Origin of the sequence: Streptomyces bohaiensis (genome assembly GCF_012033785.1) — a bacterium.
GTDB lineage: Bacteria > Actinomycetota > Actinomycetes > Streptomycetales > Streptomycetaceae > Streptomyces > Streptomyces bohaiensis.
This window is the reverse complement of sequence record NZ_JAAVJC010000007.1, coordinates 1-12,702: the sequence shown is the minus strand read 5'-3', so window position 1 is coordinate 12,702 and position 12,702 is coordinate 1. Positions and strand designations below refer to the sequence as shown.

10 protein-coding genes are annotated in these 12,702 nt (G+C 74.7%); 3 read left to right on the top strand and 7 right to left on the bottom strand.

The genetic code is table 11. From position 1 onward, the window contains the following. The first annotated feature begins 38 nt into the window (after positions 1–38). The gene (locus HCN52_RS02035) at positions 39–356 is read left to right on the top strand and encodes an Rv1322 family protein (RefSeq protein ID WP_168086590.1); all 318 of its coding nucleotides are present in this window, start codon (positions 39–41) and stop codon (positions 354–356) included. A gap of 24 nt (positions 357–380) precedes the next feature. Here HCN52_RS02035 and HCN52_RS02030 read toward each other — a convergent pair whose 3' ends face one another. From HCN52_RS02030 to mce, 7 genes are all read right to left on the bottom strand, one after another. Continuing rightward, on the bottom strand, positions 381–1,610 hold the full coding sequence (locus HCN52_RS02030; protein ID WP_168086589.1) for an ABC transporter permease: 1,230 nt from the start codon (positions 1,608–1,610) through the stop codon (positions 381–383). Then, entirely contained in the window at positions 1,607–2,671 is a 1,065-nt protein-coding gene (locus tag HCN52_RS02025) for an ABC transporter ATP-binding protein (protein ID WP_168086588.1), read from the bottom strand. The genes HCN52_RS02030 and HCN52_RS02025 overlap by 4 nt, the downstream gene beginning before the upstream one ends. 183 nt (positions 2,672–2,854) lie before the next feature. Further along, a complete protein-coding gene (locus HCN52_RS02020; protein ID WP_168086587.1) occupies positions 2,855–3,628 on the bottom strand; it encodes an ABC transporter permease in 774 nt (257 codons plus the stop codon). Positions 3,629–3,631: 3 nt separating this feature from the next. Then, the gene (locus HCN52_RS02015; RefSeq protein WP_168086586.1) at positions 3,632–4,630 is read right to left on the bottom strand and encodes an ABC transporter ATP-binding protein; all 999 of its coding nucleotides are present in this window, start codon (positions 4,628–4,630) and stop codon (positions 3,632–3,634) included. Between the two features lie 102 nt (positions 4,631–4,732). After that, the gene (locus tag HCN52_RS02010) at positions 4,733–5,680 is read right to left on the bottom strand and encodes a coiled-coil domain-containing protein (protein WP_168086585.1); all 948 of its coding nucleotides are present in this window, start codon (positions 5,678–5,680) and stop codon (positions 4,733–4,735) included. Positions 5,681–6,023: 343 nt separating this feature from the next. Beyond that, entirely contained in the window at positions 6,024–9,446 is a 3,423-nt protein-coding gene (locus HCN52_RS02005; RefSeq protein WP_312876488.1) for a polarized growth protein Scy-related protein, read from the bottom strand. A gap of 262 nt (positions 9,447–9,708) precedes the next feature. Continuing rightward, on the bottom strand, positions 9,709–10,158 hold the full coding sequence (gene mce, locus HCN52_RS02000) for a methylmalonyl-CoA epimerase (RefSeq protein ID WP_168086584.1): 450 nt from the start codon (positions 10,156–10,158) through the stop codon (positions 9,709–9,711). Positions 10,159–10,307: 149 nt separating this feature from the next. On the opposite strand from mce, the gene HCN52_RS01995 reads away from it, so the two are divergent. Continuing rightward, positions 10,308–11,495, top strand: a complete 1,188-nt coding sequence (locus tag HCN52_RS01995) for an acetyl-CoA C-acetyltransferase (protein WP_168086583.1) — start codon at positions 10,308–10,310, stop codon at positions 11,493–11,495. 133 nt (positions 11,496–11,628) lie between these two features. Beyond that, on the top strand, positions 11,629–12,591 hold the full coding sequence (gene meaB, locus HCN52_RS01990; RefSeq protein ID WP_168086582.1) for a methylmalonyl Co-A mutase-associated GTPase MeaB: 963 nt from the start codon (positions 11,629–11,631) through the stop codon (positions 12,589–12,591). The last annotated feature ends 111 nt before the right edge of the window (positions 12,592–12,702 follow it).

The window sequence follows — 12,702 nt, the reverse complement described above, 5'->3', positions numbered from 1 at the left end:
GCGCCGCGAGGAGCGCCCGGAGACGAGCGAGGTGCCAGGTGTCCCCCCGGCGCAACCACCGGAACGCCCGACCACGCCCGGAGGGGCGGCCCGAGGACCACACCCGCTACGGCCTGGAGAGCACCGAGAGCTGGCAGGGCGAGTCGTGGGTCGTCCGGCAGGTCGCCGGCAGCAGCGGCAAGCACTACCGCTGTCCCGGATGCGACCAGTTGATCCCGCCGGGCACCGGCCACGTCGTGGCGTGGGAGCAGCACGGAACCGTGGACGACCGGCGGCACTGGCACCGCGCCTGCTGGAACGCGAGGGACCGCCGGGGAACCCGTCCCCAGCGGTCCCGCAACGCGCCCCGGTACTGACCGGGGGTCGGGCCGGCCCGACCGTCAGGCGTCGGTGGTGCGCAGCCGCGCCCAGGCTCCGGCCAGCGCGACCGCGACCACGCCCGCCAGCAGCGCGGTCTGCGGCCAGCCGCTGTGGTCGAAGTCGCCCGTGTAGCTGACCGACAGTGCGGACATGCCGCCGATGGCGGAGTAGGCGTCGATCTGCTCCGCCAGGCCGCGCATGCTTTCGGAGAAGTACAGGAACGGCGCCGCGATGGTGGGCAGCAGCACGACGCCCAGCATCACGGTGATCGCACCGGCCGAGGAGCGCAGCAGCGAGCCCATGGCCAGTCCGAGCAGTCCGAGGAGCGTGACGTAGAGCGCCACTCCCAGCACCGACGTCAGCCAGGCGTCCCCCGGCATCGCGCGGGCGGCCTCGGTGTCGCCGAGCAGCGCGGCACTCAGCGCCAGCGTGACGCCCAGCGCGACCGTGACCGCGGTGAACGCGATGGCGGCGAAGACGACGGACTTCGCCAGCAGCAGTCGGCCGCGTCGGGGCGACGCCACCAGCGAGGTGCGGATCATGCCCGTGGTGTACTCGGTCGAGGTCACCAGCACGCCGAAGGTGACGATGGCGATGTGGCCGAGCAGGATGCCGATGAACCCCGCGATCGGCGGGTCGAAGCCCTGCTCGTCGGTGGCGGAGATGATGCCGGCGACCGCGGTGCCGATGCCGACGGTGACCACCATCATCACCAGCAGCGTCCAGACGGTCGAGCGCACCGAGCGGATCTTGGTCCACTCCGCCAGCAGCGCGTTGCCGAAGTGGGCGGGACGCATGTCGCCGTCCGCCCCGTCCTGCCGCGCGTCACCGCCGCCCCGCGCCGTGTCGCCGCCGCGCGGGTCGGCACCCGGCGCGGCCCCGTGCTCCGGCGTGGTCCTGGGCTGCGCGGTCGGCGGCTGTGCGGCCTGCTGCGGCGGTGCCCCGTGCTGCGGAGTCGGCGCCTGATACTGCGGGACCCCACCCTGCGGCGGTCCCTGCGGCGCACCGTGCGGCTGCTGCGGAGCGGCGGCACCGTACTGCGGCTGCTGCCCGTACGGCTGCTGCCCGTACGGCTGTTGCTGGGGCGGCACGGGCCCCGGCGGGGGAGCGGGGGCGGCCTGCTGCTGCGGGGCGGGCGACTGCTGCGGGGCGGCGGGAGCGGAGCCCTGGGGCGCCGCCTGCTGCGGACGGTGCTCCTGCGGTGCCTGGCCGGGCTGCGGCGGCCCGGCAGGGGGCGGCGGAATGCTCATCGGGCGTTCTCCTGCGGCTGGACGAAGGACTGGGGCTGCGCGCCGCCGTACGGCTGCTGCGGCGGATGGCCGGCGCCCGGGGGCAGCGGGGAGCCGGGCGGACCACCACTGCCGTGTGCCGCGGGACCGGCGACCGACGCCTGCTGCGCGCCGCCGGCGCGGAAGTCCACCGCGCCCTGCGTCATCCGCATGTACGCCTCCTCCAGGGAGGCGTGGTGCGGGGAGAGCTCCCACAGCCGGACGCCGGCTTCGAACGCGATGTCGCTCACCTGCGGCAGCTCCAGCCCGACGACCTTCAGCGTGCCGGCCTCCTCGGGGAACACCTGCGCACCCGCACCCGTGAGCAGCGAGGTGAGCGCGTCGCGCTGCCCGACGTCCGCGGTGCGGACCCGTGCGAAGCTCGTCGAGTTCTGCAGGATGAACTCCTGCACCGGCATGTCGGCCATGAGCCGACCCCGCCCGATCACGATCAGGTGGTCCGCCGTGAGCGCCATCTCGCTCATCAGGTGGCTGGAGACGAAGACGGTGCGCCCTTCGGCGGCCAGCCGCTTCATCAGGTCGCGCACCCACCGGATGCCCTCGGGGTCGAGCCCGTTGACCGGTTCGTCGAACAGCAGGACGCGGGGGTCGCCGAGCAGGGCGGCCGCGATGCCGAGCCGCTGCCCCATGCCGAGCGAGAAGCCGCCCGAGCGCTTGCCGGCGACGGCGGTCAGCCCGACCAGCTCCAGTACCTCGTCCACGCGGGAGGCGGGTATCCCCGACAACTGCGCGAGCGACAACAGATGGTTGCGGGCGCTGCGCCCGCCGTGCTTGGCGCCGGCGTCCAGCAGCGCGCCCACCGTCCGCGGCGGGTTGGGCAGCTCACGGTAGGGCCGACCGGCCACCGTGACACTGCCGCCGGTCGGCTGGTCCAACCCGAGGACCATCCGCATCGTCGTGGACTTCCCGGCGCCGTTCGGGCCGAGGAAGCCGGTGACCTTCCCGGGTTGCACCCGGAAGGTCAGGTCCTGCACGGCCGTCTTGTCGCCGTAGCTCTTGGTCAGGCCGACTGCCTCGATCATCGTCCGCCCCAGTTCAGTAACGAGTCGGGGGCGCCGTCAGTCGGTCCTGCGCCCCCGCGAGGACTCGCACCTTACCGTCCGTGTGTTCGGATCTCCGGGGTCTGCGCCGGTGTGCCGCGGATGGAGGCGAGCGGATTCCGCGGGGGCCCGGACCGTCGGCCGTCCGTGCCCCCGCGGCGGCGGTCAGGCGTCCCGGCGCCGCAGCGTGAGGTAGCCGGCCAGTAGCGCCGCCACCACCCAGGCGGCCATGACCGCCATACCGCCCCACGGCCCGTACGGCCGCTCCTGGCTCGGCGCCACCACGGACATGATCATCGAACCGGCCTGGTCGGGGAGCCAGTAGGAGAGCTTGCGGGTGGCGGAGACCGCGGAGAGGATCCCGGAGATCATGAAGAAGAAGGGGATCAGGATGCCGAAGGCCAGCATCGGGCTGCGCAGCACCCAGGTGACCCCCATCGCGAAGACCGCGATCAGCGTCATGTAGAGCCCGGCGCCCACCACGGCCCGCAGGACCCCGGGGTCGCCGATGCCGGAGGCGAGCCCGGAGCCCAGCACCGCCTGGCCCGGGAAGTACGCGGCGAAGGCGGTGATCATGCCGACCACCAGCGCCAGCAGGGTCGCCACCGCCACCTTGGCGGCCATCAGCGTGCCGCGTTGCGGCACCGCCGCCAGCGACGCCCGGATCATCCCGGTGCTGTACTCGTTGGAGATCACCAGGATGCCGAAGGCGATCATCGCCAACTGGCCGAGCGTCATGCCGGCGAAGCTGGTCATCGTCGCGTCGAAGGTCGCCCGGTCGGTGGGCGAGAGGTCGTCGTAGGTGTTGCGGACCAGCAGGCAGATCAGCACACCGAGCCCCACGGTGACCACCAGGGCCGCCGCGAGCGTCCACACCGTCGACCGCACCGAGCGGATCTTCGTCCACTCCGAGTGCAGGACCCGTCCGTTGCGTGCCACGGCTCAGCCCTCCCCGCCCCGGGCGCCCGCCCCGTCCCCGTCCCCGCCCCGGCCCCAGCCGGGGCCCTGCCCGCCGGGCGGCGCACCGTCCGGGGGCTGGGAGCGCCCGTGGTACTCGACCGACTCGTGCGTCAGCTGCATGAACGCCTCCTCCAGCGACGCCTGCCGGGGACTCAGCTCGTGCAGGGTCACCCCGGCCGCGGCGGCGATCTCTCCCAGGACGGCGGCCTCCGCGCCGTCCACCTCCAGTCCGCCGTCCTCGCCCGGCGCCGTGCGGTGCCCGGCAGCCGCGAGCGCGTCCCGCAGCCGCTCCGGCTCCGGCGACCGCAGCAGCACGTAGCTGCGGGAGTTCTCGCGGATGAACGCGTTCATCGAGGTGTCCGCCAGGAGCCGGCCCTGGCCGATGACGATCAGGTGGTCGGCGGTGAGCGCCATCTCGCTCATCAGGTGGCTGGAGACGAACACCGTCCGGCCCTCGGCGGCGAGATGCCGCATCATCGTCCGCACCCAGTGGATGCCCTCCGGGTCGAGCCCGTTGACCGGCTCGTCGAACATGAGGATGCGGGGGTCGCCCAGCAGCGCACTGGCGATGCCGAGCCGCTGCCCCATCCCCAGCGAGAAGCCCTTGGGGCGCTTGTCGGCCACCCCGCCGAGGCCGACGAGCTCCAGCACCTCGCCGACGCGGCGCTCCGGGATGCCGTTGGAGTACGCCAGGCAGCGCAGATGGTTGCGGGCCGTCCGCCCCGGGTGCACCGCCTTCGCCTCCAGCAGTGCCCCGACCTCGTGCAGCGGTTCCTGGAGCTGGTCGTAGCGCCGGCCGTCGATCCGGACCCGACCGGCGGTCGGACGGTCCAGACCGAGCATCATCCGCATCGTGGTGGACTTGCCCGCGCCGTTGGGGCCCAGAAAGCCCGTCACGATCCCGGGCCGCACCGTGAAGGTCAGCTCCGCCACGGCCGTCTTGCTGCCGTACCGCTTGGTCAACCCGTCCAGCTCGATCATGGCAGCGACGCTAGACACGCACGACGCCCCCCGCCATCGCTGGCGGGGGGCGTTGCTCCGAGCGGATGAACGGGACCGGTGGGAGCCCCGGACCGGCTCGACTCAGCGGCTCTGCTGCGCGGGGACACCCGCGCGGGAGTCCTCGCCGTCGGTCTCGTCGTCGTCGTCGATGAGGTTGACCGAGGCGGCTGCCTGCGCACCGGTGAGGGTGGCCAGCATCTCGCGCACGTTGGTGAGCTGGTTGTTGATCGAGTCGCGGCGGTTCTTCAGCGCCGCCAGCTCACGCTCGGACTCGCTGCGGGCGCGGTCGGCCTTGGCGTTGGCGTCGGCGACGATGTCCTCCGCCTGACGCTGCGCGGTCTCGACCGTCTGGCGGGCGCGGCGCTCGGCGTCCGTGCGCAGCTTCTCCGCCTCCAGGCGCAGCTGCTCCGCGCGGTGCTCGATCTCCGCGAGCCGCTTCTCGGCCTTGGCCTGCCGTGCGGCGAGGTCGCGTTCGGACTGCTCCCGGCGCTTGGCGAGGTTGGTCTCGAAGTCGGCCGCGGCCTGGGCGGCCTTGGCGCGGGTGTCCTCGAAGAGGGCGTCGGCCTCCTCACGCTTGGCCTGCGCGTCCTTCTCCGCGTCCGCCCGGAGGGCGGCGGCGTTGCTGTTGGCCTGGTCGATGATGTGCTGACCCTCGGCCTCGGAGCGCGCCTTGGCGTCCGCGGCGTAGGTGTCGGCCTCCTGGCGCATCTGCTGCGCCTGCTGCTCGGCCAGGTCGCGGAGCTTCTCCGCCGCGCGGCGGGCGTCATCGCTGACGGCCGTCGCCTCCTCCTCCGCGAGGCGGAGGATCTTCTCCACGCGGGCACCGAGGCCCGCGTACGACGGCTCGGACTCCTGCTGCTCCTCGGCGGACTGGGCGTAGAGCTCCTGGACGCGCTTGTTGAGCGTCTCGATCGACTGCTGCTTCTCCCGCAGCTGTTCGGTGAGCTCGGCCATGCGCTCGTTGACCTGGATCTTGTCGTAGCCGCGCCGCACGAACTCGAAGCCGTACGGGGACGATGGATCGCTCATGGGGTTCCTGTCGGATGAGACGGGTGAGGCGGACAAGTGGCTGTCTCAGAGTGCGCCCGGCCGGACCACACTCGGAACAGCCCCCGGGGTGAATCCTAGGGGGCGAACCGGCGTGTCTTCGAGTCGATGACGAGTTCTCCGAAGAGAATGTGCGGCCTGTCCCCCGAAAGAGTGGCGTTGCCGAACAGGTGGCGCCCTCCGCCGGTGCGTGCGCCCGGGCGCATACGGGCCCGGTCCGACCGCCCCCGCCACAGCCGTCCCGCCCGTCCCGACAGCCCCGCACGGTCGGGAGCGCGCGCCCCCGCGGACCGCCGGACCCTGCGTCGGCCGACCCGCCGGAGCGTCAGCCGCCCCGCTTGCCCTGCCCGGAGCCGGCGCCCACGGCGCGGCCGGAGCCCCCGGCCTCGCCGTCGCCCTCGTTCTTCCCGCCGCTCCGGCCGCCCTTGCCCTTGCCGCTCTTGCCGCCCTTGGCGCCGCCCGAGGACTCGAACCCCTCCAGCGCCTCCAGCACGTCCTGCACCCGCCCGATCTCGGCGTTGATGTCGGCGCGCCGGCGGGAGAGCTTCTCCAGCTCGCGCTTGCCGTCCTCGACGGTCGTGGCGGCCTCCTGCTGTGCCTCGGCCCGCAACTGCTCGGCCTCGCGGACGATCGAGGACCGCTTCGCCTCGGCCTCCTTGAGCAGCGCCTCGGCCTTCTTGACGGCGGCGATCCGCACCTTGCCCGCCTCGGTGTCGGCGTCGCTCCTGACCTGCTCCGCCGCCGCGCGGGCCTCCTCGCGCTGCTCCTCGGCGGCGCGGACCAGCCGGTCCACCCGCTCGCCGGCGGCGCGCGCCTGCTCCGCGGACTCCCGCCGCGCCCGCTCGTGCAGCTCGGCGGCCTCCGTCTCGGTGCGCTCCCGGAGCTCCTCGGCCCGCTCCCGTATGGCCGCCGCGTCACGGCGGGCCTCCTCCAGCAGCGTGTTGGCGTCGCTGCGCGCCTGCTCGACGGTGTCGCGACTCTCCGCGCGCGCCTCGTCGGTGAGCCGCTCGGCCTGCTGACGGGCGGCGCCGACCATGGCGTCGGACTGCTCCTCGGCGCCGGCCGTGGTGCGCAGCGCCTCCTCGCGCGCGGCGGTGACCATCTCCTCCGCGCTGCGCGCCGCCTCGCCGGTGAGCCGCTCGGCCTCCTCCTGCGCCCGCGTGACCAGCTCGTCGGCCTGGCCCGCCGCCTCGGTGCGGCGGCGCGCCGCCTCCTCGCGGGCGGCGTCCCGCAGTTCGTCGGCCTCGCGGCGCGCGCGCTCCATGACCTCCTCGGCGCTTGCGCGCAGCCGCTCCGACTCCTCGTAGGCGTCGCGCACGGTCCGGTCGGCCAGCGCCGTGGCGGCCTCCTTCTCCTCCTCGGCGGAGCGCCGCGTCGCGGCCGCGGCCTCCTCGGCGGCGGAGCGGAGCGCGGCGATGTCCCGCTCCGCGTCCTCCCGCAGCCCGGAGACCGCGTCGCGGATCTCGTGGGCGCGTGCCTCCGCGGCGGCGACCAGCTCCTCGGCCTCGCGCTGCGCCGCCTCCTTCGCGGCGTGCGAGCGGGCCAGCAGCTCCTCGCTCTGCTCGCGGGCGGCGGTCCGCTCCTGATGCGCCTCCTCGCGCGCCTCCTCGAGCAGGCCGGCGGCCTCCTTCCGGAGCCGGGCCGCCTCCTCCTGGGCGGCGGCCAGCGCCTCGGCCGCCTCACCGGCGGTCCGCTCCGCCGCGGCGTCGGCGTCGGCTCGTACCTGGTCCGCGGCGTCCTTCGCCTCCTGCCGCAGTCGCTCCGCCTCGCTGGTGGCCTCGCCCCGCAGCCGGACCGCGAGGTCGTCGGCCTCGGCGCGGTACCGCGCCGCGTCGGCGGCCGCCTCCTCGCGGAGCCGCCTCGACTCCTCCTCGGTGGACTCCGCCAGGGCGCGTGCTGCCTCGGCGGCCTCCTCCCGGGTGCGGGCCGCCTCGGTCCCGGCCTCCGTGCGGAGCTGCTCCGCCTCCTCGCGGGCGGTCGACAGCGCCTCCTCGGCCGCGGTGACGCGCTCCTCGGCCGTGGTCCGCAGCCGCTCCAGCTCCTCGGCGGCCGCCTCCTGCTCCGCCCGGGCCGCCTCGCGTGCCTCCGCGACCAGCCGTTCGGCGGTCTCCGTCGCCGCCGCCTCGGCCGCCTCGGAGCGGGTGACCGACTCCGCCAGCAGGTCCTCGACCTCGGCGCGCGCGGTGGCGAGGGCCTCCTCCGCCTGCGTGCGCAGGGCGGCGGCCCGCTCCGCGGCCTCGGCGCGCGTCCGCTCGCCCTCGGCGGTGGCGGCGGTTCGGGTCTCCTCGGCCTCCGAGGTCGCCTTCGCGATCAACTCCTCGGCGCGGGCTGCGGCTTCCTCGATCTGCTGCACCGAGTCGCGGCGCGCCTCGGACCGGATGCGATCGCCCTCGGTGACGGCCTCGGCGCGCAGCTGCTCGGCCTCGCCGCGCAACCGCCGTGCCTCCTCCTGGAGTTCGACGGTCTTGGCGCGGTACTCCTCGGTGTCGTCCTGGGCCGCCCCGCGCAGTTGCTCCGCGGTGTCGTGCGCCTCGGCGCGGAGCCGGTCCGCCTCCGCCTCGGCCTCCGAGCGCAGCCGCTCGACCTCCTCGGCGAGGGTGCGCTTGCTCTCGCGGGCCTCGTCCGCCGCCTTGTTGAGGATCTCCTCGGCCTCGCGGGACGCCTCGGCCAGCTGACTCGCCGACTCCTCCGCCGTCCTGGCGCGGGCCTGCTCGGTGGCCTCGGCGACCAGCCGGTCGGACTTCTCCCGTGCCTCCGCGAGGAGTTGCTCGGCCTCCGCCTTGCGCGCCTCGGCGTCCTTGGTGGCCTCGCCGACCAGGCGGGCGATCTCGGCCTTCGCCGTCGCCGCGCGCTGCTCGTAGGCGGCCTCGGCCGAACTGCGGCGTTTCTCCGCCTCCTCGGTGGCCTCGGTGACGAGGCGTTCGGCCTCCTCGCGGGCGCCGGCGAGCGCCTGCTCGGCCTCGGCCTGCTGCTCCTCGGCACGGCGGGTGAGGGCGGCCGCCTCGCGGCGGCGGTCCTCGGCATCGCTGGTGCTGGTCGAACGCAGCACAGCGGCGTGCTCGTTGGCCTTCTGCGCCTGCTCGCGGGCGGAGGCGAGCAGCCGCTCGGCCTCGGCACGCGCGCGGCGCACCAGCTCCTCGGCCTCCGAACGGGCCGACTCCGCGTCGGAGGTGAGCCGCTGTCGGGTCTCCTCGGTGACCCGCTGCGCCTCGCTCCGCGCCTGCGCCATGGTCCGCTCGGCCTCGGCGCGGGTCTCCTCCATCAGGCGCCGGGCCTGCGCCTCGGTCCGCGCCCGGATCTGCTCGGCCCAGGCGACGTTCTCGCTGACGTGGGCCTCGACCGTGGCGCGGCGTTCGGCGAGTTCCTCGTCCAGCCGCTGGCGGCGGGTCACGGACTCGCTGTGCAGCTCGCTCTCCATGCGCGCCCGCAGCTCCGCCCGCTCCTGCTGGATGTGCTGGTTCTGCGCGCGCGCCTCGCGGAGCTGGTGCTCCGCGTCGATGCGCATCTGGTCGGCCTGGTGCTGCGCGGTGCGCAGCAGCTGTTCGGCGTGCGCGTGCGCGTCCCCGTAGGCGGGGCGCAGGGACAGGGCGCGCCGAGCATGATGCAGCTTGGAGCGCAGTACCTCGATCTGGTAGCCGAGGTCGTCGGCGTGATCGACGGCCTTGTCCCGCTCCTTCTTCAGCCGCTTCATGTCGGCTTCGAACAGCGAGAGGGCGTCGTCAGCCTCGTTGCGGTCGTAGTCCCGCACTCCGCGGTCCCATCCGTCCCCTGGTCGTCATGGAGACCCGGCCGCCCGCGCTGGCATCGCCCCGCGCGGAAGCCGGCTCATCGGCCGATTCCGGGACAGCGCGAGCAGCCCAGCGCCCCGGCCCGGCCACTCTACCGGCCGCCGGGACGGGCGTCAGTGGGGAGCGTCCCGAAGTGGCCCTCGCGGCCGGTACGGAGCGGACGTTCTCGGTACGGGGCGGCCGGTCGCCCGCCCCGTGCGGGGCGGGCCCGGCGCCGCGGGCTCAGGCGGTGGGCGGGTCCTCGGCCGCTGCCGACGCGGAGGTCACCAGCTCCGTGAGGACGCCGTGGCAGTCCTTGGGGTGGAGGAAGGTGATGCGCGAGTCCATCGATCCGCGCCGGGGCTCGTCGTACAGCACGCGCACGCCGCGAGCGCCGATCTCCCGGGCGTCGCCGTCCACGTCGGCGGTGCCGAAGGCGATGTGGTGCACGCCCTCGCCGTTCTTCGCCAGCCACGTGGCCACGGGGGAGTCCTCGCGGATCGGCTCCAGCAACTGGATCCAGGTGGCGCCGCCGTCATCGGTCCCGTTGATCCGCAGCATCGCCTCCCGGACGCCCTGCTCCTCGTTGACCTCCGTGTGGTGGACCTCGAAGCCGTAGGTGGCCCGGTAGAACGCGACGGTGGTGTCGAGGTCCCGGCAGGCGATGCCGATGTGATCGATTCGTGTGAGCATCTGTCCAGTCCAGCGCCGGCGGGGCGCGCGCGCAACGGGTGACCGCGCAACGTGCGCCGCGTCACATCCACCGGCCGGTGACCGCCATCCGGCCGCTCAGTACCCTCGCAGTGAACCCTCGTTCACCGCGTCCCCAGGGAGCCGCACACATGACCACCTCCGTGATCGTCTCGGGCGCCAGGACGCCGATGGGCCGTCTCCTCGGCTCGCTGTCGTCGCTCTCCGCCGCCCACCTGGGCGGCGCCGCGATCCGGGCCGCGCTGGAGCGCGCCGGCATCGGCGGCGACCAGGTGCAGTACGTGATCATGGGGCAGGTGCTCCAGGCCGGCGCGGGGCAGCTCCCGGCACGCCAGGCGGCCGTCCACGCAGGCATCCCCATGAACGTCCCGGCGCTCACCGTCAACAAGGTCTGCCTCTCCGGTCTGGACGCCATCGCCCTGGCCGACCAGCTGATCCGCGCCGGCGAGTTCGACGTGGTCGTGGCCGGCGGCCAGGAGTCGATGAGCAACGCCCCCCACCTGCTGCCCGGTTCGCGCACCGGCCACAAGTACGGCGCCATCGAGGTGCTGGACCACATGGCCCACGACGGCCTCACCGACGCCTACGACGACGTCGCGATGGGGGAGTCCACGGAACGGCACAACACCCGGCTCGGGCTGGAACGCGAGGAGCAGGACGCGGTCGCCGCCCTCTCCCACCAGCGTGCCGCCGCCGCCCGGGAGAAGGGCCTGTTCGACGCGGAGATCACCCCCGTCCCCGTCCCGCAGCGCAAGGGCGACCCGCTGGTCGTGTCGGCGGACGAGGGCATCCGGCCCGAGACCACGGTCGAGTCCCTGGCCCGGCTGCGGCCCGCGTTCGCCGCCGACGGCACCATCACCGCCGGTTCCTCCTCGCAGATCTCCGACGGCGCCGCCGCGGTGGTGGTGATGGCCAAGGAGCGCGCGGAGGCCCTCGGGCTGGAGTGGATCGCCGAGATCGGGGCGCACGGCAACGTCGCCGGCCCGGACAACTCGCTGCAGTCCCAGCCGTCCAACGCGATCCGGCACGCGCTGGGCAAGGAGGGCATCGGTGTCGAGGACCTGGACCTCGTCGAGATCAACGAAGCCTTCGCCGCGGTGGCCGTGCAGTCCATGAAGGACCTCGGCGTGTCCCACGAACGGGTGAACGTGAACGGCGGGGCGATCGCGCTCGGTCACCCCATCGGTGCCTCCGGCGCCCGCCTGGTGCTGCACCTGGCCCTGGAACTCGCCCGCCGCGGCGGCGGTACCGCCGCCGCCGCCCTCTGCGGCGGCGGCGGACAGGGTGACGCGCTGGTTCTGCGCGTACCGCGGGGCTGATCCCGCACCGGGCCGGCCGCGGTGAGCCGCGGTCGGCCTCCGGGGCGCCCGCCCCGCGGCGCGCCGCGCGTGTGGCACGCCGCCGGAGCGGGGAGGCCCCCGCCACGACCACACCAACGAAGGAGCACGACCGATGGCGGCAGACGTCCCCGATCTCGTCGACCGGGCACGGCAGGGCCAGCCCCGCGCGGTGGCCCGGCTGATCTCGCTGGTCGAGGGGGCGTCACCGCAGCTGCGCGAGGTGATGGCGGCCCTGGCGCCCCACTCCGGCCACGCCTACGTGGTGGGGCTGACCGGGCCGCCCGGGGTCGGCAAGTCCACCTCGACCTCCGCGCTGGTGACCGCCTACCGGCGGCGGGGCAAGCGCGTCGGCGTCCTCGCGGTCGACCCCTCCTCGCCGTTCTCCGGCGGAGCGCTCCTCGGCGACCGGATCCGCATGGGGGAGCACGCCTCCGACGAGGGCGTGTACATCCGGTCCATGGCGACCCGCGGCCACCTCGGCGGCCTGTCGTGGGCGGCGCCGCAGGCGGTGCGCGTGCTGGACGCCGCGGGGTGCGACGTGGTGCTGGTGGAGACCGTCGGCGTCGGGCAGTCGGAGGTGGACATCGCCTCGCAGGCCGACACCTCGGTGGTGCTGCTCGCGCCTGGGGCCGGGGACGGGATCCAGGCGGCCAAGGCCGGCATCCTGGAGATCGGCGACGTCTTCGTGGTCAACAAGGCCGACCGCGACGGAGCCGACGCCACCGTCCGCGAGCTGAACCACATGCTCGGTCTGGGCGAGGCCCGCGAGGCGGGCGACTGGCGCCCCTCCATCGTCAAGACCGTCGCGGCCCGGGCCGAGGGGGTCGACGAGGTGGTCGAGGCGCTGGAGAAGCACCACGCCTGGATGGACGAGCGCGGTGTGCTGGCGCAGCGGCGCCGCGACCGCGCCGCGCGCGAGGTGGAGACGATCGCCGTCACGGCACTGCGGGAGCGGATCGGCGACCTGCGGGAGGACCGCAGGCTGGGCGCGCTGGGCGAGCGCATCGCCGAGGGGTCGCTCGACCCCTACACCGCGGCGGACCAGTTGGTCGCGGAGCTGACCGGCTCGAGCTGACCGGCCGAACCGGCCGCCCGGGGTCGAGCGACCGGGTCGACCGGGCCGAACGACCGGGGCCGGCCCGGTGGGGACCGCACACCGGTGGCGCCGGTCCGCAAGGGACCGGCG